This is a genomic window from Microbacterium sp. R1 (assembly GCF_015159725.1).
GTDB lineage: Bacteria > Actinomycetota > Actinomycetes > Actinomycetales > Microbacteriaceae > Microbacterium > Microbacterium oxydans.
Genome location: NZ_JADDUD010000003.1, coordinates 200,717 through 224,221, shown reverse-complemented (window position 1 = coordinate 224,221; position 23,505 = coordinate 200,717). Strand labels below are relative to the sequence as shown.

27 protein-coding genes are annotated in these 23,505 nt (G+C 69.3%); 19 read left to right on the top strand and 8 right to left on the bottom strand.

The genetic code is table 11. The features are described 5' to 3' along the window. Positions 1 to 56: 56 nt before the first annotated feature. Genes ILP86_RS14905 through flgN form a run of 4 tightly spaced genes read right to left on the bottom strand, consistent with a single transcriptional unit; the run spans position 57 to position 3,225 of the window. Positions 57 to 428, bottom strand: a complete 372-nt coding sequence (locus ILP86_RS14905; RefSeq protein WP_046747407.1) for a flagellar assembly protein FliW — start codon at positions 426 to 428, stop codon at positions 57 to 59. Further along, positions 425 to 1,306 (bottom strand): flagellar hook-associated protein FlgL, encoded by an 882-nt coding sequence (gene flgL / locus ILP86_RS14900; RefSeq protein WP_058632719.1) that lies wholly within the window; start codon positions 1,304 to 1,306, stop codon positions 425 to 427. Before flgL ends, ILP86_RS14905 begins: the two co-directional genes overlap by 4 nt. A gap of 13 nt (positions 1,307 to 1,319) precedes the next feature. Beyond that, on the bottom strand, positions 1,320 to 2,729 hold the full coding sequence (gene flgK / locus ILP86_RS14895; RefSeq protein ID WP_193762329.1) for a flagellar hook-associated protein FlgK: 1,410 nt from the start codon (positions 2,727 to 2,729) through the stop codon (positions 1,320 to 1,322). 13 nt (positions 2,730 to 2,742) lie between these two features. Beyond that, complete coding sequence (flgN, locus tag ILP86_RS14890; protein WP_045263725.1) at positions 2,743 to 3,225, bottom strand: flagellar export chaperone FlgN; 483 nt, start codon at positions 3,223 to 3,225, stop codon at positions 2,743 to 2,745. A 196-nt stretch (positions 3,226 to 3,421) separates the two neighbouring features. Between flgN and ILP86_RS14885 the strand changes: the two genes are divergently transcribed. From ILP86_RS14885 to ILP86_RS14810, 16 genes are all read left to right on the top strand, one after another. Then, complete coding sequence (locus ILP86_RS14885) at positions 3,422 to 4,222, top strand: sigma-70 family RNA polymerase sigma factor (protein ID WP_193762328.1); 801 nt, start codon at positions 3,422 to 3,424, stop codon at positions 4,220 to 4,222. 109 nt (positions 4,223 to 4,331) lie between these two features. Further along, positions 4,332 to 5,162 carry a flagellin gene (locus ILP86_RS14880; protein WP_045263723.1) on the top strand — a complete coding sequence of 277 codons (831 nt, stop codon included), beginning with the start codon at positions 4,332 to 4,334 and terminating at the stop codon, positions 5,160 to 5,162. A 69-nt stretch (positions 5,163 to 5,231) separates the two neighbouring features. Then, on the top strand, positions 5,232 to 6,620 hold the full coding sequence (fliD, locus tag ILP86_RS14875; RefSeq protein WP_193762327.1) for a flagellar filament capping protein FliD: 1,389 nt from the start codon (positions 5,232 to 5,234) through the stop codon (positions 6,618 to 6,620). Positions 6,621 to 6,622: 2 nt separating this feature from the next. Next, the gene (fliS, locus tag ILP86_RS14870) at positions 6,623 to 7,009 is read left to right on the top strand and encodes a flagellar export chaperone FliS (protein ID WP_046747400.1); all 387 of its coding nucleotides are present in this window, start codon (positions 6,623 to 6,625) and stop codon (positions 7,007 to 7,009) included. After that, positions 7,006 to 7,302, top strand: coding sequence for a hypothetical protein (locus tag ILP86_RS14865; RefSeq protein ID WP_061015743.1), 297 nt, complete (start codon positions 7,006 to 7,008; stop codon positions 7,300 to 7,302). Before fliS ends, ILP86_RS14865 begins: the two co-directional genes overlap by 4 nt. A 113-nt stretch (positions 7,303 to 7,415) precedes the next feature. Continuing rightward, complete coding sequence (locus tag ILP86_RS14860; protein WP_046747398.1) at positions 7,416 to 7,757, top strand: flagellar basal body protein; 342 nt, start codon at positions 7,416 to 7,418, stop codon at positions 7,755 to 7,757. Continuing rightward, positions 7,754 to 8,146: a flagellar basal body rod protein FlgC gene (locus tag ILP86_RS14855; protein WP_021198933.1), complete on the top strand. Its 393-nt coding sequence runs from the start codon at positions 7,754 to 7,756 to the stop codon at positions 8,144 to 8,146. Before ILP86_RS14860 ends, ILP86_RS14855 begins: the two co-directional genes overlap by 4 nt. Then, the gene (gene fliE / locus ILP86_RS14850; protein WP_046747397.1) at positions 8,146 to 8,451 is read left to right on the top strand and encodes a flagellar hook-basal body complex protein FliE; all 306 of its coding nucleotides are present in this window, start codon (positions 8,146 to 8,148) and stop codon (positions 8,449 to 8,451) included. Before ILP86_RS14855 ends, fliE begins: the two co-directional genes overlap by 1 nt. After that, on the top strand, positions 8,451 to 10,073 hold the full coding sequence (fliF, locus tag ILP86_RS14845) for a flagellar basal-body MS-ring/collar protein FliF (protein WP_058632716.1): 1,623 nt from the start codon (positions 8,451 to 8,453) through the stop codon (positions 10,071 to 10,073). The genes fliE and fliF overlap by 1 nt, the downstream gene beginning before the upstream one ends. Then, the gene (gene fliG, locus ILP86_RS14840) at positions 10,070 to 11,074 is read left to right on the top strand and encodes a flagellar motor switch protein FliG (protein WP_046747395.1); all 1,005 of its coding nucleotides are present in this window, start codon (positions 10,070 to 10,072) and stop codon (positions 11,072 to 11,074) included. The genes fliF and fliG overlap by 4 nt, the downstream gene beginning before the upstream one ends. After that, positions 11,064 to 11,669, top strand: a complete 606-nt coding sequence (locus ILP86_RS14835; RefSeq protein ID WP_193762326.1) for a FliH/SctL family protein — start codon at positions 11,064 to 11,066, stop codon at positions 11,667 to 11,669. Before fliG ends, ILP86_RS14835 begins: the two co-directional genes overlap by 11 nt. Further along, positions 11,666 to 12,961 carry a FliI/YscN family ATPase gene (locus ILP86_RS14830; RefSeq protein ID WP_179516164.1) on the top strand — a complete coding sequence of 432 codons (1,296 nt, stop codon included), beginning with the start codon at positions 11,666 to 11,668 and terminating at the stop codon, positions 12,959 to 12,961. The genes ILP86_RS14835 and ILP86_RS14830 overlap by 4 nt, the downstream gene beginning before the upstream one ends. Continuing rightward, positions 12,958 to 13,389, top strand: a complete 432-nt coding sequence (locus ILP86_RS14825; RefSeq protein ID WP_061015735.1) for a hypothetical protein — start codon at positions 12,958 to 12,960, stop codon at positions 13,387 to 13,389. Before ILP86_RS14830 ends, ILP86_RS14825 begins: the two co-directional genes overlap by 4 nt. After that, on the top strand, positions 13,386 to 14,825 hold the full coding sequence (locus tag ILP86_RS14820; RefSeq protein ID WP_193762325.1) for a flagellar hook-length control protein FliK: 1,440 nt from the start codon (positions 13,386 to 13,388) through the stop codon (positions 14,823 to 14,825). The genes ILP86_RS14825 and ILP86_RS14820 overlap by 4 nt, the downstream gene beginning before the upstream one ends. A 20-nt stretch (positions 14,826 to 14,845) precedes the next feature. After that, positions 14,846 to 15,283, top strand: coding sequence for a flagellar hook assembly protein FlgD (locus ILP86_RS14815; protein ID WP_046747390.1), 438 nt, complete (start codon positions 14,846 to 14,848; stop codon positions 15,281 to 15,283). Positions 15,284 to 15,308: 25 nt separating this feature from the next. Next, the gene (locus ILP86_RS14810; RefSeq protein WP_046747389.1) at positions 15,309 to 16,469 is read left to right on the top strand and encodes a flagellar hook protein FlgE; all 1,161 of its coding nucleotides are present in this window, start codon (positions 15,309 to 15,311) and stop codon (positions 16,467 to 16,469) included. A gap of 58 nt (positions 16,470 to 16,527) precedes the next feature. Here the strand turns inward: ILP86_RS14810 and ILP86_RS14805 are convergent, their stop codons facing one another. The 4 genes from ILP86_RS14805 to ILP86_RS14790 all read right to left on the bottom strand — a co-directional run bounded on the left by ILP86_RS14805 (position 16,528) and on the right by ILP86_RS14790 (position 20,536). Continuing rightward, complete coding sequence (locus ILP86_RS14805; RefSeq protein ID WP_061017798.1) at positions 16,528 to 16,935, bottom strand: arsenate reductase ArsC; 408 nt, start codon at positions 16,933 to 16,935, stop codon at positions 16,528 to 16,530. 24 nt (positions 16,936 to 16,959) lie between these two features. Next, positions 16,960 to 17,949, bottom strand: coding sequence for a metalloregulator ArsR/SmtB family transcription factor (locus ILP86_RS14800; RefSeq protein WP_193762324.1), 990 nt, complete (start codon positions 17,947 to 17,949; stop codon positions 16,960 to 16,962). Further along, entirely contained in the window at positions 17,946 to 19,091 is a 1,146-nt protein-coding gene (gene arsB / locus ILP86_RS14795; RefSeq protein WP_227751280.1) for an ACR3 family arsenite efflux transporter, read from the bottom strand. The genes ILP86_RS14800 and arsB overlap by 4 nt, the downstream gene beginning before the upstream one ends. Before the next feature lie 143 nt (positions 19,092 to 19,234). Continuing rightward, the gene (locus tag ILP86_RS14790) at positions 19,235 to 20,536 is read right to left on the bottom strand and encodes an FAD-dependent oxidoreductase (RefSeq protein ID WP_193762322.1); all 1,302 of its coding nucleotides are present in this window, start codon (positions 20,534 to 20,536) and stop codon (positions 19,235 to 19,237) included. A gap of 143 nt (positions 20,537 to 20,679) precedes the next feature. Between ILP86_RS14790 and ILP86_RS14785 the strand changes: the two genes are divergently transcribed. From ILP86_RS14785 to ILP86_RS14775, 3 genes are all read left to right on the top strand, one after another. Beyond that, on the top strand, positions 20,680 to 20,961 hold the full coding sequence (locus ILP86_RS14785) for a helix-turn-helix transcriptional regulator (protein ID WP_227751279.1): 282 nt from the start codon (positions 20,680 to 20,682) through the stop codon (positions 20,959 to 20,961). A gap of 255 nt (positions 20,962 to 21,216) precedes the next feature. Next, on the top strand, positions 21,217 to 21,615 hold the full coding sequence (locus ILP86_RS14780) for a hypothetical protein (protein ID WP_061018523.1): 399 nt from the start codon (positions 21,217 to 21,219) through the stop codon (positions 21,613 to 21,615). Between the two features lie 43 nt (positions 21,616 to 21,658). After that, complete coding sequence (locus ILP86_RS14775; protein ID WP_061018521.1) at positions 21,659 to 23,359, top strand: long-chain-fatty-acid--CoA ligase; 1,701 nt, start codon at positions 21,659 to 21,661, stop codon at positions 23,357 to 23,359. Positions 23,360 to 23,505 lie beyond the last annotated feature (146 nt).

Genomic DNA, 23,505 nt, shown 5'->3' with positions numbered 1-23,505 from the left:
CCAGATTAGCCGCCGTCCCCTGCGGAGGGTTGCTGACCCGAGCCGCGCACCCCGGGTCAGCCGAGCGGCGCGCGCAGGGGGTAGTCCTGGTCTTCCAGGATCACCTGCGCGGCGGCTCCTGTGGTCTGGTTCACGATCACGGGGGCGAGGAGGTTCACGCTCACGCCCTCGGACGAGGGGTGGGCGACCACCAGCACCAGCGCGTCGTCGGGAGAGCCGAGAGCGAGGCCGTCCGCCTGCTCATCGCTGAGGGTCGGCGCGTAGTCGCTCAGCACCGTCCGAGGATCGACCAGGAACAGGCGCAGTTCCGCATCGTCGACCGCCCGCAGGGAGAACAACCCGTCTGACCCGTCGACGGGGGCGAGTGCGAAGTCCACATGGGGAGCCAGTCCCGGAGGCGGGGCGATGAACGTCAGTACGGCGCTCATCGCAGGAAGTCCATGAGCGACGGCTGCAGCACACGCGCGTTGACGGCGAGCGCCGAACGGTACACGAGCTCCTGCGCCTGCAGACGCACGAGCACCTCGATCGAATCGACGTCCTCCACCGCCGTCCTGCGGGACTCGAGGGACACGGAATTCTGCACTGCCGCCTCCTTGGCGCGTTCGATCTGGGACTGCCTGGTTCCCACCGAGCCCTGCACCCCGAGCATGGCGGTGCGTCGACTGTCGATCTCGCCGAGCCGGGGCCCGACGTTCGTGCCGGAGCGGAGGTCCGCCACGATCTTGTCCACGAGCGCGAAGACGGAGTCGTCTCCCGTGCCGAAGACCGCGGCGCCGTCGGTGTCGACGCGCACAGAGGCGGCGTCGGAGACCCGACGGGTGACTTCCGCTCCCGGCACCCCGCTGTGACTGTAGTCGGCGGCGAAGGCGGCCGTGTCGGACGTGCCCGCGAACACGGAACGGCCGAGCAGCCGCGTGTTCGCCTGGGACAGCATCTCCTTGCGGATGCCTTCGAGCTCGACCGCCAACGCCTCCTTGGCCGTCGCGTCCAGCGCCCCGTCGTTCGCGCCCTGGGCCGTCAGATCACGCACGCGCGCGAGCAGGGCGGTGCTCGCCGTGATGGCCGTGTCGGCAGCGGTGACCCAGGCGAGGCCGTCGTCGATGTTGCGCGCATACTGCTCGGTGCGACGCTGCTCGGCGTGAAGCGCCAGTGCCGTGGCCGCTGCCGCCGGGTCGTCGGACGGTGCGGCGAAGGCACGCTGGGATGTCGCCTGCTCCTGCAGACGCGCCAGCTCGGAGAGGTTGGACTGCAGCTGGCGCATGGCCGTCTGCGTCATGGCGGATGACGTCACTCGAGAGATCACGGTGCTCCTTCGCTCAGCGTCCGACGAGGCCGGTGCGGTTGATCAGGACGTCGAGCGCCTCATCCACCGCTGTCATCACACGGGCGGCGGCCTGATAGGCGGTCTGGTAGGTGAGCAGGCTGATGGTCTCCTCGTCGCCGTCGACAGCGGCGACCGACTGCTGGGCTCCGACGGCGGCGACAGCTGCGGAGTCGGAGAGCTTCGCGCGCTGCACGTCGGCCGCGGTCGCGACCCCGAACCGGGTGACCTGATCGGACCAGACGGCGTCAGGGGAGCCAGCGCTCCGACCGATCTGCGAGATCAGGTCGGCGTTGGTCGCGTCCAGGGCACCGGCACCGGGCGCCGCGAGCGCGAGCTCGGAGGCCGATCCGACGGCGACGGTCAGGCCCAGTGCGGCGGAGCCCGTCGTCGGCACGGTGAAGAAGTCTCCCCCGGCCTGGCCGGTGGAGGTCACCCCTGCCCTGTGCTGGGCGTTCATGGCGTCGGCCAGCGTCTTTGCGACCTTGTCGTACGTCGCCGCGAGCCCGGCGAGCATGCCGCCTTCGGAGGCCGGGGCCAGCACCGACAGCGAGGCACCGAGTTCGCCGCCGTCGATCGACACCGGCAGGTCGGGCGCAGACGCCCACGAGAGGCTGAACCGCTGCCCCGAATCGATCGAGGCAGGCCCGGTCAGCACCAGGTGGCGTGAATCGGAACCCGATACCAGCGCGTTGCCGCCCAGCCGCACGGTCATCGTGCCGTCGCTCTCGATGGTCGCCGCCGCGCCGGACATCCTGGCCACGTTCTGCGCGAGGACGCTGCGCTGATCCATGAGCTCGTTCGCCGAGCGGCCGGAAGCGAGTGCATCGCGGATCTCTCCGTTGAGGACCGCGATCTGGTCGGCGGTGGCGTTCACCTGGGAGACCGTGCGGTCGGCGGAGTCGCGCGCATTGCTCCACTGGGTGGCGACGTTCCGGTACCCGCCGGCGATGTGCGAGGCGAGCTCCTTCGCCGATTCCAGGATGCTCGAGGCCGCTGCCCCCGAGTCCGGCGTGTTCGCGAGGTCCTGCCAGCCGGACCAGAACTTGGACAGCCGGGCGGCGAGCCCGTTCGCCGTGGGCTCGGCCAGCGATGCCTCGACCGTGGTCGCGGCCACCGCCCTGGTCGACCAGTACCCCGAAGCGCCGAGGGCGTCGCGCACCCTGGCGTCGAGAAGGGCGTCACCCAAGCGTGCGACGCCGTCGATCGAGACGCCGTGCCCCGGGAGGGCGCCCACGCTGAACCGTCCGGTCTGCGCGATGGCCGCGACGGCCGAGGTGGTCACGCGCTGCCGCGTGTACCCCTCCGTCTTCTGATTGGCGATGTTCTGCCCGACCACGTCCATGCCGCGTCGGGCAGCCGCCAGTCCGCTGGCCGCCGTGTTCAATCCGCTGAAGGTCGACATGATCCCCTCTCGGTCACATCTCGGTGTCGATGATCCGCGCGGCGTCGTCGCGCGCGCGGTCACCCTTGGTCGTGTACTCGCCCGTGTCGTGCCCGAGCGCGGCGATCGTCTCCTGCGTCGCGCGGAGCACTCCGCTGAGCTGCTCGGCGTTGGCGTCGCGCAGCTGCTCGACTTCGGCGGCGAGCTTCGACAGCGCTCGCAGATGGTCGGCGAACACCTCCTGCCATGCCCCTTCCGGCGCGTGCTCGATCAGCTCGCGGATCGTCGACGCCTCGGGAGCTCCCCACTCCTCGGCGACGGTGGCGACCTCGACGGTGCGGGCGAGGCTTGCGCCGCGCAGTCGATCGAGCACCTGATCGATCTCCCGTGCGGCAAACTGGATCCACTGGGATCGCCCGGCGGCGAGAAGCAGCTGCTGCTCATCGAGCTTGAACAGCAGCATCTCGAGCAGCTCGCGCTCTCGCCACAGCTGTATCGATAGTTCGTTGGCTCCCATGATCCCCTTTTCCCCAGTGATCGCCCCGCCTGACAACGCGGCCAAAGGTCACTATCGGCCAGCGTCTGCCTAACGTTACTATGTGGAACGGCGATGGATAGTTCTCCCCATGTACAAATCACAAAACGTGTGATATGTGCATCTGTTCATCTCCTTGGATCTTTCGGAGTGCATCCAGAGAGGTGGATCATCCCCCATGTCGTCGCGCGCTGAGCGCAATCTGCTCATAGAGAGCAACCTCCCCCTGGTCGGATACCTCGCCGCCGAGACCCATGCCCGCGCCACCCACATCCCCCGCGACGAGCTCGCGGCCGTCGGAGCACTCGCGCTCGTGACAGCGGCCGAAGCATTCGATCCGGAGCTCGGCGTCCCCTTCGGGGCCTACGCCCGCCGACGCATCCTCGGCGCTTTCGCCGACGAGATGCGCTCGATGGACTGGGCCTCCCGCGGCATACGCAAACGCATCAAGGAGACCGTCGCCGTCCGCGAGGCGCTGACCGCCGGGCTCGGCCGCACCGCGACCGTCGCCGAGGTCGCCACCGCGATGGGCGTCGCGAAGGACGTCGTGATCGAAGCACTCGGCGACGCCGCCAGGATGCTGACCACTCTCGACGACCCCGCCGCCCGTGACGTCACCGCCGACATCCCCCTCCCCGAGGAATCGGCACTGGTGGGAGAACGGCGCGAGGTGCTCGAGCAGGCGGTCATCGCCCTGCCGGAGCGCATGCGGCGGATCGTGCAGGCGGTCTACTTCGACGAACGCCCCGTCAAGGAGATCGCCGAGGAGCTCGAGGTGACGCACTCCGCGGTGTCGCAGCAGCGCTCGGAAGCGATCCGGCTTCTGCGCGACGCCCTGGACCGCTACTACGCAGAGGGGTCGACGCCGGCAGCGACGACGCGAGTCTCCCCCGCGGCCCGCGATGCCTACTTCACCAGGATCGCGGACGCCGCCGGCTCCCGGATCGCCGGGGTCTTCCGCGAATCGGCGACTGCCTGAGCCGATTCCCCGCCGGCCCGACTAACGCGCCGGGAACCTCCGCCGATAGGTGTGACCGGGAGACCACGGATGGTCTCCCGCACAACACCATTCACGGAGGAGAACCCTTATGGGTATGCAGATCAGCACGAACGTGTCGGCACTCAACGCCTACCGCAACCTGTCCAACACGCAGAACGACCTGTCGAAGTCGCTCGAGAAGCTGTCCAGCGGCTTCCGCATCAACCGCGCGGCCGACGACGCTGCAGGCCTCGCGATCTCCGAGGGCCTGCGTTCGCAGGTCAACGGCCTGAACGTCGCGGCACGCAACGCCCAGGACGGCATCTCGGTCATCCAGACCGCTGAAGGCGCCCTGACCGAGGTCCACTCGATCCTGCAGCGCGTTCGCGACCTGACCGCTCAGGGTGCGAACGACTCGAACAACACGAAGTCGCGCGACGCGATCCAGAAGGAGATCAACACCCTCGGTGATGAGCTCACCCGGATCGCCGGCAGCACGAACTTCAACGGCATCAAGCTGCTCTCGGGCGGCAACACGCTGACGTTCCAGGTCGGTGCGGGCTCCGTCGCCGCCGAGGACCAGATCTCGGTCGCCCTGACCGACTTCGCCACCCTCGGTGCCGACATCAAGACGCTCGCGGGGACCATGACGGACGCCGCGACGTACGGTGCCGCGCTGGCGGGTATCGACACGCAGATCCAGGCGGTCTCGACCGCACGCGCCGGCTACGGTGCGCTGCAGAACCGCTTCGAGTCGACCATCAACAGCCTCAACGTGTCGGCGGAGAACCTCTCCGCCGCCGAGAGCCGGATCCGCGACACCGACATGGCGTCCGAGATGGTCAAGTTCACGTCGAAGAACATCCTGTCCCAGGCAGGTACGGCGATGCTGGCACAGGCCAACCAGGCCAACCAGGGCGTGCTCCAGCTCCTGCGCTGAACCACGTCATAGGGTCCGGACGCCCACCGGCGTCCGGACCCTGTCCGCTCCTCAACAGGAAAGGCGACCATGTCCCTCTCGCTCGACGGCCTCGTCTCCGGCCTGAAGACCACCGAGGTCATCAAGGCGCTGATGGATGTCGCCTCCATCCCCCGTTCACTGCTCAAGGCGAAGATGGATGACAAGAACGGCATCGTCACCCAGCTGCGCACCCTGAACACGGCGGTGCAGAACCTCGCCACGGCAGCCGAGAAGGCCGCGACCCGCGACGGACTCGCCCGCTTCACCACCTCGTCCTCCTCGCCGACGGTCACCGTCGCCACCCGCGATGGTGCCGCGCCGCTCTCGGCCGACATCGTCGTCGACAAGGTCGCCAAGAACCACACGATCGTCTCCGCAGCCTCCGCCGGGTGGCCCGTCGACCCACCGGTGATCACCCTCGAGAACGCCAAGGGCGAACGCGTGCAGGTCACCGCAGACTCCACGTCGATGCAGGATGTCGCCCGCGCGGTGAACGAAGCAGGCTTCGGCATCGTCGCCGCGGCCGTCCCCGCCGGACGTGACGCCGACGGCAACCCGATGCACCGCCTGCAGTTGCGGGCCGCCGACTCGGGAGAGGCCGGCCAGTTCCGCGCCTACCGCGGAGACACTGCTGCGGTAGCGGCCGGCACCGCCTCCGACATCTCCACCGAAGCAGGAGCGGCCGTCATCGACGTCGGTGCCGACGCCCAGGTGCGCCTGTGGGCCGGCACCAGCGCGGAGCAGGTGCTGACCTCGTCGAGCAACACCTTCACCGACCTGTTCGACGGGGTGGACGTGACCGTCTCCGCGGCCTCGGCGGCGCCCGTGACCATCGGCGTCGCCGTCGACACCGCTGCTCGCACCAAGGCCTCCGCCGAGTTCATCGCCGCCGTCAAGGACATCCTGACCCGCATCGACAACGGCTCGAAGGCGACCATCGCCGCCAAGCAGGGAGACAAGACCACTCTGGGCGTCTTCACCGGCGACAGCGCGGTCCGGGGACTGCGCACGGCCCTCGCCGATGCGGTGCAGCACCCCGTGAACGGCGTCTCTCCTTCGTCGATCGGCATCTCGAGCGACATGTACGGCGTGATGAGCTTCGACGAGGAGAAGTTCGCCGAAGCCCTCGCGAAGGACCCGGATGCCGTCGCAGGACTGTTCTCCGACATCGCCTCGCGGGTGCAGGACACCGCGAAGGTGTACTCGGACAAGTACGAGGGGCTCCTCACCACGCGGATCACGGGCCAGGAGAGCGAGGTCAAGGGACTCGGCGAGCAGATGGAGCGCTGGGATGTCCGCCTCGCGCAGCGCAAGACCACTCTCGAGCGCACCTACGCACGCCTCGAGGTGATGCTCTCGCAACTGCAGTCACAGTCCTCGTACCTGACCTCGCAGATCGCCGCCCTTCCGGGCTCGAGCTCCACCTCGGGGAAGTGAGCATGAACGCCGCGCTCCGGGCCCAGCAGCGCTACCGTGACGACGCCGTGCTGTCGGCGCCGCCCGAGCGTCTGGTGACCATGCTCTACGACCGTCTCCTGCTCGACATCGAGCGCGGGGAGATCGCTCAGCGCGCAGAGGACTGGACCGAGGCGAACGCCCAGCTGCAGCACGCCCAGGCGATCGTCTCCGAGCTGTCGTCCTCGCTGACCGACGACTGGAACGGCAGCGCCGGCCTGCGCTCGCTGTACGTCTTCCTGTCGCAGACGCTCATCGGCGCCAACATCGGCCGCGACCCGGAGCGCACGCACGCGTGCCACGAGATCGTCGCGCCGCTGCGTGACGCCTGGCACGAGGCCGCTCGCACCGTCGCCGAGGCGCGGGCGTGAGCGGGGAAGAGTGGACCGCGCTGCTCGACCGGCTCGAACAGGAGGCCGAGCAGATCCTCGATGCCGCCCCCGGTGCCGCTGCCGACGCCGACCTCGCCCCGTGGACGCCGCCGAGCACGCCGCTTCCCGCCGAGCTCGCTGACCGCGCCCGGCGGGTGATCGACCTCCAGCGCTCAGCGATGGACCGTGCCCGCTCCGACCTCGACGGCATGCGCCGGCATCTCGGCGCCGTGAGCCGCATCCCCAGCACCCGTCGGCCGGAGGAGCCTGCCTACCTCGACGTCGATGGGTGAGCTCGCTCCCTAACGTCGCGCCGAACCCTGCCGATAGAGCAGGGAGAGCACGGATGGCTCGCAATTTTCGGCCATGGATCGGCCATACCACCCACACACGGGGAGCCGGTTTCGTGTTCGATTCTGTGACCATGAACGCGCTGACGAGCGCGCTCGACGGCCTCGCGCAGCGCCAGCGCGCGATCTCCGACAACATCGCCAACATCAACACCCCGAACTATCACGCCAAGCGCGTGCAGTTCGAGCAGGCTCTCGCCCGGTCGATCGATGCGGGTGATGGACGGGTCGGGGCGACGGTCGGCACCTCGCTCGAGCCCACGCGCCTCAACGGCAACAACGTCAACCTCGATACCGAGACCCTTTCCAGCATCGACACGATGCTGCGCTACCAGTTCGCCACGCAGGCCGTGAACGGCTCGTTCACATCGATGCGCACCGCGATGAGGACCTCATGACCTTCGACGCGATCGGCATCGCCGGCACCGGCCTGACCGTGCACCGCAAGTGGCTCGACGCCATCAGCGACAACATCGCCAACATCAACACCGCCGCTCCCAGCAACGGTGCGGCATTCCGCGCACGGTACATCCTCGCCCAGACGAGCGACCAGTCCCCCGGCGTGTACGTCGCCGGCACCGCCCAGGGCAGTGCACAGGGACGTCTGGTGCACCAGCCCGACCACCCGCTCGCCGACGCAGACGGCTACGTGCGCTATCCGGACATCGACCTCGGCGACCAGATGAGCCAGCTGATCCTCGCGCAGCGCGGCTACCAGGCGAGCGCCGCCATCGTCGACCGCGCCCGCAACTCCTACGAATCCGCCCTGCAGATCGGACGCAGCTGATGGCCGCACTCCCCGGCATCGAAGCCATCTCCTCGAGTTTCACGCTCGCCCCTCCCGCCGTCGCGCCCGCGAAGGCCACCGACGACACGGCGTTCGCGAACAGTGTCACCGGCGCCATCGACGAGCTGCGCACGCTGCAGTCGGAGTCGGACAAGCTCAAGGTCGCCGCGGTGACCGGAGACCTCGATGACATCCACTCGGCGATGATCGCGTCGTCGAGGGCCGCCGTCACCCTCGAGCTCGTAGCCGCCGTGCGCAACAAGGGCGTCGACGCGTTCAACGAGATCATGCGGATGCAAGCCTGATGCCCCAGGCCGTCACCAACGTGTTCCAGCGGATCGGGCGCGTGATCGCTGGCTTCTCGCTCGCGCAGCGCACGATCGCGATCATCGGCGTCGCCGTGCTCGCCCTCGGGATCGTCGCGCTCTCCAGCTGGCTCACCCGCCCGACCTACACCCCGCTGTTCTCCGGCATGAGCGCCTCCGACGCGAACGCCGTGGTCGAGCAGCTGCGCTCGTCGTCGGTGCCGTATGAACTGGCGGACGGCGGAGCGACGGTGCTCGTGCCCGAGAAGGACGTGTACGACCAGCGCCTGGCCGCAGCGTCCGCCGGTCTTCCCGGCGCGAGCTCCGGCGGGTACTCGCTGTTGGACAAGATGGGCGTCACGACGAGCGAGTTCCAGCAGTCGGTGACCTTCAAGCGCGCGATCGAGGGCGAGCTCGCCGCCACCATCTCCTCGATCAAGGGCGTGACGGCCGCGTCGGTGCAGCTCGCCATCCCCGAGGAGAGCGTGTTCGTCTCCGAGACCGTCGACCCCACGGCTTCCGTGTTCGTGGAGACCTCGGGCAACTCGACGCTCTCCCCGAAGCAGGTCGAGGCGATCGTGCATCTGACCTCGGCCGCGGTCAGCGGCATGAAGCCGGAGAACGTGGCCGTGGTGGATCAGAGCGGCCAGACCCTCTCGGCCGCAGGCGTCGGCACGACCGGCGGCATCGACCAGCAGGCCAGCGACTACGAAGCACGGGTGACCGCGAACGTGCAGCAGATGCTCGACACGGTCGTCGGCCCCGGCAACGCCAAGGTGACCGTGGTCGCCGAGATCGACCACTCCGTCAACGAGCGCGTCGAGGAGACCTACACGCCCGCCGAGGGCGCGCCCCCGTTGACAGAGCAGACCAGGACCGACACGCAGAACGGCTCGAGCTCGAACGCCGGCGTGCTGGGCCCCGACAACATCGCGGTCCCCTCGGCCGGGGGCGACGGCACCTCCGAGTCGACGGAGACCTCGAAGACCAACGCGGTCAACAAGAGCACGCAGAGCACCTCGACACCCGCCGGCTCGCTGCTGCGGCAGTCGGTGTCCGTGGCCGTCGACGCCGGTGCGGGCGGCGACCTGAGCACCGCGCAACTGAGCGACCTCGTCGAGACCGCCGCGGGGATCGACACCGACCGCGGCGACTCGATCGCCGTCGAGCTCGTCGCCTTCAACCAGACCAGTTCCGAGGCGGCGCAGGCGGCGCTCCAGGCGGCGAAGGACGCCGAGGGCGCCGAGCGCCAGGCCGCGCTGCTGAACACCGTCATCATCGCAGCCGCCATCGCCATCCCGCTGCTCGCCGGTCTCGCCGCACTCATCATGCGTGCGCGCCGACGCCGCGGGGCCGACACCGAGTTCGAGGAGCTCTTCGGCGCCCGTCCGCCCGCGCTCTCCGCCCTCGACGCGGGCGCGACCGCCGCGATCGATCAGGCGCCGACCACGCCGCTGGCGTTCCTCGAGACGACGCCGGACCCCGAGCCGGAGCCCGACCCCGAGCCCGCGCAGGTGAGCCTCGAGCGCCGGCGCGCGGAGATCGACTCCCTCACACGGCAGGACCCGAAGCGCACAGCCGACCTGCTGCGGACCCTCATCGACGACAGGCAGCAGGTATGACCGGACTGACCGATCGGCAGACAGCGGCCGTCGTCCTGATGAACCTCGATCGCGCCCAGGCGATCGAGGTGATGAAGCATCTGTCCGAAGCGGAGGCCGAGGCCGTCGCAGCCGAGATCATCGACCTGCAGAACCTGGACGCGGCGACCACCGCTCAGGCGCTCGGCCAGTTCCACCGCATCGCGTCGGGCCACCTGCCACCCGCCCGCGGAGGGCGCGACATCGCAGCGGGACTCCTGGAGGCGACGTTCGGCGCCGAACGCGCGGCCGCCGTGCTGGGCAGAGTCGGATCGTCGTCGATGAACTCGTCCTTCGAGTTCCTCGGATCTGCAGACCCGGCTCAACTCGCGACGCTGCTCGACGGCGAACTTCCTCAGACCGTCGCCCTGGTGCTCGCCCATCTGCCCACGGACCGTGCTGCCGCCGTGCTCTCCACGCTCCCCGACCCCACACGCACGGACGTCGCCCACGCGATCGCGACGATGGGCACCGCATCTCAGGAGGCGATCGCGATCGTGGCGGACGCCCTCAAGGCGCGGACCGGCACCTTCGCGGCGCGCGACACTCCTGAGGTGCTCGGCGGCGTCGAGCCCCTCGTCGAGATCATCGCCCGTTCCGGCGCCACGGTGGAGAAGGCGCTGCTGGCGAGCATCGAGGACAGGGACAGCGCGTTGGCCGAGGACATCCGCTCGCGCATGTTCACGTTCGCCGACATCGTCAAGCTGGACGACCGCGACACCCAGCGCGTGCTGCGGGGCATGGACATCCGCTCGCTCGCACTGGCCCTCAAGGGCGCGCACCAGCCCATCGCCGACCTCATCCGTCGCAACGTCTCCGAGCGCAACAGGGAGAACCTCGACGAGGAGGCCCGCACGCTCGGCCCCGTGCGCGTCTCGCAGGTCGAGGAGGCCAGAGCGGAGATCGTGCGCACGATCCGCGCGCTCGAGGCCGCCGGCGACATCACCGTGCAACGCGCCGACGAGGACGAATATGTCTACTGAGGCCTTCGCACCGGTGCTGTTCCCGCGTCTCGACGGCCGCGAGGACGGCGAGCAATACGCGATCGCCCGCACGCGCGGCTACGCCGACGGGCATGCGGAGGGGTTCCGCGCCGGCCGCGCGGAGGCCGAGTCGGAGCAGCGCGCGGCGGACGAGGCGCGGGCAGCGAGCCAGGCGGCCGAGGCGCAGCGGATCGAGACCGCGGTCGCCGCGCTCCACGCCGCAGCGCGATCCCTGGGAGACCGGGAACGGGAGCTCACCGCCGCCGGTGAGGACCAGGTGCTGCGCTGCGCGATCGAGCTCGCGGAACTGATCCTGGTCTCGGAGCTCTCCGAGCCAGGGGCGGCCGCGGCCGCCGCCCTCCGACGCGCGATGACCGGCGCGGGCCCCGAAGCGATCCGCGAGGTGCGCCTGAACCCGGATGACCTCGCGACCCTGCAGACGTCCGCCGCGGAGCCGGGCGACATCGCCCTCGTCGCCGACGACGCGCTCCACCGGGGAGATGCCGTCGCCACCCTGGCTCTCGGCCACATCGACGCCAGGATCGGAAGCGCGCTCGAGCGCGCCCGTCGCGCCCTCACGGAGCACGCCCCGTGAGCGTCTGGGGCGCGGTGCGCGAGGCGGTTCGACCCGAGCGCATCGGCGAGGTCTCCCAGGTACGCGGCCTCAGCGTGCAGGTGCGTGGCCTCGACGGGGCCGTCGGCGACGTCGTGACGCTGGACGGTGTCGATGCCGAGGTCGTCGCGATCAGCGAGGGCGGACTGCGCTGCATGCCACTCGCCCCTGTCGCCGGCCTCACGGTGGGAGCCCCTGTGCGCGCTCGCGGAGGAGCACTGCGGGTGCCGACAGGAGCAGCGCTCCTCGGACGCGTCCTCGACGGTCTGGGCCGCCCGATCGACGGGAAGGGTCCGCTGACCGGTGCTGTGCCGGTGAGCCTCGACCATGCTCCGCCCTCCATCATGGGCCGCGACCGGATCGACTCGCCCCTTCCGCTCGGCGTACGGACGCTCGACACACTCGTCAGCGTCGGACGCGGTCAGCGCGTCGGACTCTTCGCGGGTTCCGGTGTGGGGAAGTCGTCGCTGCTGTCGATGATCGCGCGGGGCACCGAAGCAGAGGTCACCGTGATCGCGCTGGTCGGCGAGCGCGGACGCGAGGTGCGCGAGTTCATCGAAGACGACCTCGGGCCGGAAGGACTCGCCCGCTCCGTCGTGGTGGTCTCGACCTCGGACCAACCTGCCATGGCCCGCATCCGCGCCGCGTACACCGCCACCAGGATCGCCGAGGCCTTCCGCGACGACGGCGCACACGCCATCCTCATGATGGACTCGCTCACGCGCGTCGCCATGGCGCAGCGCGAGATCGGGCTCTCGGCCGGGGAGCCTCCGGCCACCCGCGGATACCCGCCCTCCACGTTCTCCCTCCTCGCCGGTCTGCTCGAGCGGGCAGGCACGGACACGCGCGGTTCCATCACCGGCATCTACACGGTGCTCGTCGACGGCGACGACCACAACGAGCCGATCGCCGACACGGTGCGGTCGATCCTCGACGGCCATGTCGTGCTCGACCGGGCGCTCGCACTGTCAGGCCACCACCCCGCGATCGACGTGCTCGGATCGGTGTCGCGTGTCGCCGGCAAGGTCACGACCCCCGAGCGCCGGACGCACGCCGCGACGCTCCGCGCCGTGCTGGCCGCCCGCCGACGCGCCAACGACCTCATCGACATCGGTGCATATCAAGCCGGAGCGGATGCCCGCATCGACGCCGCGATCGCCCATGAGAAGGAGATCAGCGCGTTCCTCACGCAGCCCCTCGACGAGACCTGTGAGATCGAGGATTCCTGGCGTCGCCTGGACGACCTCGTGGCATCGTTCGGAGGAGTGTCATGAAGCGGTCGTTCTCGCTCGCCGGTCTGCTGCGGGTCAGGGAGATCCAGGAACGCGCAGCGGCCCAGCGCCTCTCGCGCGCCGTGATCGACGCGCAGCACACGGAGGCGCGCGATCGATCCCTCCGCGCGCACCTGTCCGGGGTCGGAAGCGAAGCCGTCGACGTCCGCTCCCTCGCCGCGCTCGCGGCAGCTCGCGTCGCCGGCCGGACCCTGCTGGTCGACCTGACGACCCTGTCCGAACTGCAGAAGCGGACGGTGGACGAGGCGAGGACAGAGCACGCCGAAGCGCGGAGGGCGATGCGCGGACTCGACCGGCTCGCCGAAGCGCACGCCCTCCGGATGCGGACCGCGGAGCTGCACGCCGAGCAGACGGAGCTCGACGAGATCGGTTCGCGCACGAGCAGCACGACCACGGAGGACCACGCATGACGTCTCTCGGCATCGTCGACATGCTCACCCCGCGGATGAACCGTGCTGCGGGATCGCCCGCCGACACCCGTCAGCCCACCCCCGGAGCCGCGGCCTTCGCCGATGTCATCCTCGATGCCTCGCGTGCCACCGACGATCGGGCGGCTGACACGTCGGCGAGCGCACCCGCCGACGACTCTTCCCCCGATCTCGCGACAGTTCACCCCGCGCCGTCCGACCCCACGGCCTCACCCGTGCCATCCGGTCCGGTTCCGCCCAGCGTCGCCCTGCCCACCCCCGTGCCGACCAGCCCGGCTCCGCCCGTGGAGGAGACCCTGCTCGGCGTCGGAGCTCCGACGGGGACACCGCCGACGGCTCACGCCCCGGGAGGCGCCGCTTCGACGGGTGCGTCCGGCGGCACTGCCGTGGGCGAAGGGGCAGCGGGCGTGATCGAGATCGGGTCGCCACCGTCCCCCGCGGGATCGGTCGCCGCCGCCTCAGGTCTCGCGACCGGCGGTGCATTGCCATCGCCGCCGCTCAGCGGACCGGCGGCCATGAGGATGTCGGCGGATGCGACGACGGTGGCTGCTCCGGAGACGGATGCGCTCAGCTCGACCTCGACCTCGACCTCGACCTCGGTTTCGACATCGACTTCCAGCGGGGGGAACGCCGGCACTGCCGCGTCAGCGCTCTCGACCACCGCGGCCCTCCCCGCCGGCGGGAGCACCGCAGCAGATGCCCGCGGAGCAGCGGGCGCGGAGGATCAGACGATCGTCCCGTCGGATCCGGTGTCGGAGTCCACGGCCCCGGTCGCGCCGACCGGCCCGTCGGCGACCCCGGCGCATTCGGTCCCCCATGCCACCGGGGACGCGTCCACCGCGACTCCGGCGATCGGGGGCACGACCCCCGCGACGCCCGTGTCCACTGCGGCGGCTCCGAGCGTCGTCGCGACGGCCCGTCCCGCGCTGTTCACCCAGATCGCGACCCCCATCGTCTCGCTCGCGCAGGCACCGGACGGCGACCACAGCCTCACGCTCACCGTGTCGCCCGAGAACCTCGGTCCCGTGACGGTGCGCGCCCACATCTCCGGGGGCGCGATCCACATCGAGCTGCACGCGCCGAACGACCTCGGCAGGGAGGCACTGCGCGCGATCCTCGTCGACCTCCGTCGCGACCTCGCCGCCGCGGCACCCCATGCGTCCCTCCTGCTGTCGACCTCGGACGACGGACCCGCCGCTTCGAACCCGCAGAGCTCCGGCGGCGGCGGTGCAGCCGGTGGGTCTTCGCACACCGCGGGGGCGGACCAGGGTCGGGCGGGACCGGGAACACCGAACGGCCGTGACGGGACGACCGGAACCGCAGTGCCGGGAGGCTCACCTTCCGCGGATCACCCTTTATCCGTCGATCCGACTTCCCCGCTGACTTCGCCGCACGGCGGCATCGACATCTTCGCCTGATCCGAGAGGAACCCACGACCATGGTCGAACCGATCTCCGGCACCATCCCGCCCTCGGGAGTGCAGACCGGCAGCACCACACCCGCGTCCGAGCGCAAGAAGACGCTCGACTCCGAGGTCTTCCTTAAGCTCCTGGTGACGCAGCTGACCAACCAGGACCCCAGCTCGCCCATGAACACCAACGAGATGATCTCGCAGACCACGCAGTTGGCCTCCATGGAGCAGCTGACCGCCCTCACGGCGACCTCGACCGAGAGCTTCGCCCTCAGCATGCGTCAGACCGCTGCGGCATTGATCGGCCACGAGGCGCAGTACGTCGATGAGAAGGGTGTCACCCAGAAGGGCATCGTCACATCGGTGTCCTATGCCGGCGCCGTGCCGCTGGTCACCATCGGCGAGGCCTCCATCCCCCTCGACGCCGTCTCCGGCGTCTCCGTCGCTCCCCGTCCGCAGTCCTGACCAGTCCATCCAGAAAGGCATCACCATGCTCCGCTCTCTGTTCGCCGGAATCTCGGGTCTGCGTTCCCACCAGACCATGCTCGACGTCACGGGCAACAACATCGCCAACGTCAACACGACCGGCTTCAAGGCCTCGGCCGTGCAGTTCCAGGACTCGCTCTCCCAGCTCGTGCGCAACTCGATGATGCCGCAGCAGGCCGCCGGCGGTCAGAACCCCGCCCAGGTCGGCCTCGGCGTGCAGGTGGCCGGCATCAGCACCAACTTCGCCTCCGGGGCACCGCAGCCCACGGGCGTGCCGACCAACCTCATGATCGCCGGAGACGGATTCTTCGTCGTGCGCTCGGGCGGCGAGACCCTCTACACCCGCAACGGTGGATTCTCGTTCGACGCGAGCGGCAAGCTGGTCTCGGCAGACGGTGCCCTTGTCCAGGGCTGGACGGCGCAGAACGGCGTCATCGTCCCCGGTCAGGGCATCGGCGACATCCGACTTCCGGTCGGCGCGCTCAGCCCCGCCGCGGCGACCACCACGGCCCGTGTCACGGGGAACCTGCCCTCGGGTGCCGCCGTGGGCGAGCAGCTGGTGCGCGACATCAAGACCTACGACGCCGAGGGTACGGCGACCTCGCTGCGCCTCACCTTCACCCGCACGGCCACCGGCTGGAACGTCACCGAACCGGGCGGCACGAACACCGCTCTCACGTTCACGGACGGCAAGCAGGGCGCAGCTTCGTCCATCGTCTCCGGTGGTGTCACGGTGGACCTCTCAGCGGTCACCGGTTTCGCGGATGTCAGCGACGTCGCGATCAAGGAGCAGAACGGCAAGCCGGCCGGCACCCTGAGCTCGTACGCGCTGATGAACGACGGCAGCCTGGTCGGCACGTTCAGCAACGGCGACACCGAGGTACTCGCCCGCGTCGCGCTGGCCGGATTCGTCAACCCCGGCGGACTCGAGAAGGCGGGCTCCTCGCAGTACCGGCCGAGCGGGAACTCCGGAGAGCCGACGCTCGGTCAGGCGGGCTCCGACGGTCTCGGCGGCATCATCAGCGGCGCGCTCGAGATGTCCAACGTCGACCTGTCGCAGGAGTTCACCAACCTGATCGTCGCGCAGCGCGGCTTCCAGGCCAACGCCCGCATCATCACCACGAGCGACGAGGTGCTGCAGGAGCTGACGAACCTCAAGCGCTGAGCCGTCGGGGAGCCGCGGCGGCCTGCATGCTCACGAGCGCGCCGCGGCTCCCCCGACGTCAGACGAGCTCGCTCACCAACTGTTCGATGCGCGCGCGGATGTCGTCGCGGATGGGGCGGACAGCGTCGATGCCCTGGCCTGCCGGGTCGTCGAGCTTCCAGTCCTCGTAGCGCTTGCCCGGGAAGAACGGGCAGGCGTCGCCGCATCCCATCGTGATGACGACGTCAGATGCCTGCACGGCTTCGGTCGTGAGCACCTTGGGCTGCTCGGAGGTGATGTCTATGCCGAGCTCGCGCATGGCTTCGACCGCGATCGGGTTGATCTGGTCGGCGGGCATGGAACCGGCAGAGCGGACGTCGATGCGGTCCCCTGCGATGTCGCGGAGGAAACCGGCCGCCATCTGGGAGCGTCCGGCGTTGTGCACGCAGACGAAGAGGACCGAGGGCTTGGTGGTCGTGTCAGTCATGGTTGCTCCAGGTGAGAGGTCTTGTCAGTTGAGGAGTTCGTCGACGAGCGCACGCACGCGTTCGGCGATGTCGTCGCGGATGGCTTCGACGCCTTCGCGCGACGCGAGGGCAGGATCTCCGACCGCCCAGTCGTCATACCGGACGCCGGGGATGATGGGACAGACATCACCGCACCCCATGGTGATGACGACGTCGGCTGCACGCACGGCGTCATCAGTGAGCGGCTTCGGGAAGCGCTCTGCAGCCTGGTCGCCTTCGATCTCTGCGAGAAGCGAGCGGACGTGCGGGTGGACGACGTCGGCGGGAGCGGAACCCGCAGAGCGTGCGACGACCTTTCCGGCAGCCAGCTGGTTCACGAGAGCGGCAGCGAGCTGTGAGCGCCCCGCGTTGGCGACGCAGACGAAGAGCACCTGGGGTGCTGCAGCCTCGCGGTCGCGGGTCAGGTCCGCGAGCCGTTGACGGGCGAAGCGCTCAGTCAGCGGAACGAGTGCTGAGGTGACGCGTGCGGTGCGTGCGAGCGCGGTGTAGGACTCGCGGACGGTGGTGAGGATGACGTCTGCTTCGAGTTCGGGAACTTCCGCTGCGAGCTCCTCGGCGAGACGGGTCACCCGTGCGTCGAAGTCCGGTCGCAGTGGACCGTCGTCGTCTATGCTTCCGGGTGCGACAGAGGCGGGGGCGAAGGAGTCCAGCAATGCGGTGACGGCCCCGCGCCTGGTCGGGTTGATGCGGTACCAGACCCAGGTGCCGCGTCGTTCGGAGGTGAGGACATCGACGTCCTTGAGCACCTTGAGGTGATGGGAGACCGTCGGCTGCGAGACATCGGCGAGCTCGGCGAGGTCGCACACGCAGGACTCGCCGCGCGGGTCGGAGGCGATGGCCGACAGCATCCGCAGGCGCAGCGGGTCCGACAGCGCCTTCAGGGTGGCCGCCACTGAGGAGGCTGCTTCCAGACCGATGGCATGGGTGGCGACGGGACTGCAGGTGTCAGTGTCGGTCGCAGCGGTGACGTTCATGACGGCATCCTTTCAGCGGTGTACGGGTCGGTGTGGAACCAGCGGCGGGCCGCCCAGAGGGAGACGTACACGAGCCCGACGAGAACCGGGACCTCGATCAGCGGGCCGACGACGCCGGCGAGGGCCTGCCCGGACGTCGCTCCGAACGTGCCGATGGCGACGGCGATGGCGAGCTCGAAGTTGTTGCCGGCCGCGGTGAATGCCAGGGTCGAAGAGCGGGCGTAACCGAGTCCGAGTGTCTTCCCGGTGAACAGGCCGATGAACCACATGACCGCGAAGTAGGCGAGCAGGGGAAGCGCGATCCGGGCGACGTCCCACGGGCGGCTGGTGACCTGTTCCCCCTGGAGGGCGAACAGCAGCACGATGGTGAACAGCAGCCCGTAGAGGGCCCAGGGACCGATCTTCGGCAGGAAGCGGTCTTCGTACCAGTCGCGCCCCTTCGCACGCTCTCCGATGAGGCGGGAGGCGAAGCCGGCGATGAGGGGGATGCCGAGGAAGATCAGCACGTTCAGTGCGATCTGCCAGACCGAGATCTCCAGCCCCTGCGAGTCCAGCCCCAGCCAGCCGGGGAGCACGGTGAGGTAGAACCAGCCGAGCAGCGAGAACGCGACGACCTGGAAGACCGAGTTGATGGCGACGAGGACTGCGGCCGCTTCGCGGTCACCGCAGGCGAGATCGTTCCAGATGACGACCATGGCGATGCAGCGCGCGAGCCCGACGATGATGAGTCCTGTGCGGTACTCGGGCAGATCGGGCAGGAACGCCCAGGCGAGGACGAACATCAGCGCAGGGCCGACGATCCAGTTGAGCACCAGCGACGAGATGAGCAGCTTCTTGTCACCCGTGACGGCGGCGACCTTGTCGTAGCGGACCTTCGCGAGGACCGGGTACATCATCACGAGCAGGCCGAGCGCGATGGGAACGGAGATCCCACCGAGCTCGAGGCCGGCCAGGAGATCGGAGACGCCCGGGATGAAGCGGCCGACGAGGATACCCCCGACCATGGCCAGGCCGATCCACAGCGGCAACCACCGATCCAAGGTGGACAGACGCCGAGCGGCCGGGGCGGTGGTGGGCACGGTTGTGGTGCACCCCGCAGGGCCGGACCCGATGATTCCAAGCTCAGCTTCTTGTATCGACATACGTCTATATTGACATTCATAAATATAGAACGCAATCGCTGCTCGGGGAGTTCATCTGCCGGGCACCCTGGCAACCTGACTCGTCGGTTGGACACGGAAGGGCGGGCCTCCTCTGAGGAGCCCCGCCCTTCCGCCACCGGAAATCAGCCGACAGTGACGGGCCGCGCGCCGATCCGGATAGCCGAGGGAGCCGCACAGCAGCTGCCCGCGTCGTCGTCGAAGTCGCCGGATCCCCCGCACACGCCGGTATCGGGGAGGACGAGCTCGCTGCGCCCTGCGGCCTCATGAGCTCCCACCAGGTGCGCGGCGACACTTCGCACCTGCTCGAAGCCGGTCAACGCGAGGAAGGTCGGCGCCCGGCCGTAGGACTTCGCGCCGATGATGAAGAACCCCTGCTCCGGCTGCGCGAGCTCTCGCGCTCCCGTGGCACCCACGGATCCGCAGGAGTGGATGTTCGGGTCGATCTCGGACGCGATGCCAGCGACCGCCTCGAGCGCGGGATCGAGATCGATCCGGAGCTCTCGCAGCATCTCAGTGTCCGGCCGAAAGCCCGTGAGTGCGAACACGCGACCGACACCTTCCACCTCGCGCCCGTCTTCGGCGACCACGGTCAGCCCGTCAGCGGTCTGCCGGAACGCGGCGACCCGGAATCCGGTCACCAGCTCCACGACACCCTCGTCGACCATCTTGCGCGCGCGAGAGCCGAGCGCGGCCCGTTCCGGAAGCTCATCTCCGGCGCCGCCTCCGAAGACGTTCGTTGCCGCCCCCCTACGGAGAATCCAGGTGACGCGGGTGCCAGGGGCCCGTCGTGCCAGCTCGCTCAATCTCAGGACGGCGTGCGCGGCAGAGTGCCCCGCTCCCACGACGACGACGTGCGACCCCGCGTGCTCTGCCACATCGGCCGGGATGCGGTACGAGATCAGATCCGATGCTGCGGCCTCCCCGAGGGCGGGATATCCATCCGCTCCCGCCGGATTCGGAAGAGCCCAAGTGCCGCTCGCGTCGATGACAGCGCGAGCGAGAACTCGCGACTCCTGTCCGTCCGCACTGACCGTATGCACGACGAAGGGCTGGCCCCTGCGCCCGCCCTCGACGACTTTGTCACGGCCGTGACGAGCGACTCCGGTGACGGTCGTCGCGTAGTGGATCCGCTCACCCAAGGCATTCGCCAGAGGCGCCAGGTAGCCGTCCACCCAGTCGGCACCGGTCGGATATCCCGACACCGGTGCAGCCCAGCCGATCGTCTCAAGAAGACGACGTGCTGCAGCGTCAGTGAGCTCCGGCCAGGCCGAGAACAGGCGCACGTTTCCCCACTCGGAAACCGCAGCAGCAGGCCCCTCACCACGCTCGATCACCATCACGTTCTCGTCGCGTTCGACGAGATGCGCCGCGGCGGCGAGGCCCTGCGGACCCGCTCCGACGATGACGACAGGTAGCTCAGACATGACATCTCCTCACATTGACAAAGTTCAATATGAAGACTGTCGCTCACCTATCGAAGATTGTCAATACGTGGCAGACTGGACCCGTGAGCGTGTCAACGACAATCGAAGCGACATCCTGCTGCGTTCCGCCCATAGCCCCCTCGATGACCGTCGAGGATGCGGAACGCGTTGCCCGGGTCTTCAAAGCGCTCGGCGACCCCACGCGCGTCCGACTGTTGTCGCTCATCGCCGCCGGAGCTGGCGGAGAAGCGTGCATCTGCGACCTGACCGAGCCTGTGGGACTCTCGCAGGGCACGGTGTCCCACCACATGAGACTGCTCGCGGAAGCGGGACTGGTCACGCGAGAACAGCGCGGCAAGTGGGCGTACTTCGCTCTGAACGTCGACGCGATGGATGCGGCTGCCGCTGCTCTCCACGCGGTCTGAGCACCTCGATCGTCAGAGCTCGCGGAGCTCCGAGGTCATCTCCCCGCCGGCGTACCCCGTGTTGACGGTCCCCTTCGGCTCGAAGAGGATGGCGTGCACTTCTTCGTCGGCTCGCGGGCAGTGCTCCACGCCCTGCGGCACGAGCCGGCGTCACCGAGGCCCCTTCCATAGGTCATGAGCTTCCGCCAGGGCCCAGCTGATCCGAACACCCCGCGCTCCCTCGGTACTGTCGTATCCGGAAGAACGGAGCCGGAGATGAACGCCCTCGACGCATTCGGCACCATCGCCGAGGTCTTGTCCTGGATCGGGCTCGGCATCGGCCTGCCCCTGCTCGTCATCGTGCTCCTGGTGAAGATGCATGACGGCTCCTGGCTGCCTCAGGAGGTCGTCATCGTCGAGGAGCAGGATGGCCGGGCACGCGCCCGCTGGTTCGCGGCCGGCGATTTCCGGGAACGAGCGCTCCGCTCCGACGAGTCCGTCCACTGGCGCGGACGTGAGGAAGTCGACGCGTTCGTCAGCGCGCGTCACCCCGGCCTGATGCGGTTCGAGCCCCGACGACCGCTGCTCCATGCCTTCCAGGTGCTCGGGATCACTCTGGCCGCGGTCGGAGGCTGTGCGGTCGTCCTCTCCGTCGTCCTGCTGTTCGTCGGCTGAGGCACGGAGTCCGCACACAGTGTTCGCGGGCAGGATGGAAGACATGTCCGCATCACCGCTCGCCGCACGTCCCTGGCTCGATTCCTATGCGGACGGCGTTCCCGCCGAGATCGAGGAACCATCGCAGACGCTGCCCGAGATGCTCGCCGCGAGTGTCAAGGCGTTCTCTCGACGACCGGCGCTGGACTTCTTCGGTGCCGTCACGTCGTACCGTGACCTCGGCGAGCAGGTCGAACGGGCCGCCGAGGGATTGCGTCGGCTCGGGGTCGGCGCCGGCGACAGGGTGGCCCTGGTACTGCCCAACTCCCCGCAGCACGTCGTGGCGTTCTATGCGATCCTCCGGCTCGGGGCGATCGTGGTCGAGCACAACCCGCTGTACACCGCACGCGAGCTTCGCCACCAGTTCGAAGATCATGGGGCGCGGGTCGCCGTCGTGTGGGACAAGTCCGCCGACACGATCGCTGGATTCCCCGCCGACGTCAGGGTAGAGCACATCGTGAGCGTCGACATCACCGAGGCGATGCCGCTGTCGAAGCGCCTCGCTCTCCGTCTGCCTCTGCCCAAAGCCCGCGAGGCCCGCGCGAAGCTCACCGGCACCCCGAAAGCGCGGCACCTGATCGCGTGGAAGCAGCTCGCTGCGCACCGACGCATCTCACGCCGAGTGCCGGGGCCGACCTTGGACGACACCGCGCTCCTGCAGTACACCAGCGGCACGACGGGCGTCCCGAAGGGAGCGATCCTCACCCACTCCAACCTCCGAGCCAATGCGATGCAGGGGCGGGCATGGGTGCCCGGACTCGTCGACGGCGAGGAGACCTTCTACGGTGTGCTGCCGCTGTTCCACGCGTACGGCATGACTCTGTGCCTGACCTTCGCGATGAGCATCGGAGCGCGGCTGGTCCTGTTCCCCGCGTTCGACCTGGGCCTGGTCACGGCTGCGGCACGGACGACGCCACCCACGTTCCTTCCGGCCGTGCCGCCGATCTACGACGCTCTCGCCCGCGCAGCCGCCCGAGGGACCATCGACCTCTCGACCGTGCGCTTCGCCATCTCCGGAGCGATGAGCCTCCCTGTCGCGACGGTGAAACGCTGGGAGGAGGCGACCGGCGGCCTGCTCGTCGAGGGCTACGGCATGACGGAGAGCTCGCCGGTGGCGCTCGGCAACCCGATGGGCCCGACACGTCGCCCCGGCACCGTCGGTGTTCCCTTCCCGAGCACGGAGATCCGGATCGTGGACCCCGCTGACCCCGATGTCGACCTGTCCGCCGGCGATCCGGGGGAACTGCTCCTGCGCGGCCCGCAGGTGTTCCAGGGGTACTGGCGTCGTCCGGGTGAGACGGCCGACGCGCTGCTGCCCGACGGGTGGCTCCGCACAGGCGACATCGCCCAGGTCTCGCCCGACGGCTTCGTGACCATCGTCGACAGGCTCAAGGAACTCATCATCACGGGAGGCTTCAACGTGTCGCCGAGCGAGGTGGAGGATGCGCTCGTCGCCCACCCCGATGTCGAGGCCGCAGCGGTCGTCGGTCTCCCCAAGCCGCACGGTGGAGAAGAGGTCGTCGCGGCAGTGGTGCTCCGCGACGGAGCTGCTCTCGAGGTCGATGCGCTGCGCGACTTCTGCCGCACCCGGCTCACGCCCTACAAGGTGCCGCGACGGATCACGGCCGTCGACGACCTCCCCCGATCCCTCATCGGCAAGGTGCTGCGGCGCCAAGTGCGCGACCAGCTGCTCGCCGACCGCTGAGTCCGCTGAATCCTGGCGTCGATCACCGACGGCGAGCCCGCCTAACGCGCAACGCCGTCCGGCCGACAGTCACCCCCGACAGCCCAGGACGGGCCGTCGGGTCTGTGCTCTTCGGAACGCGGACGGATCTTTCCAGGATGGAGCCC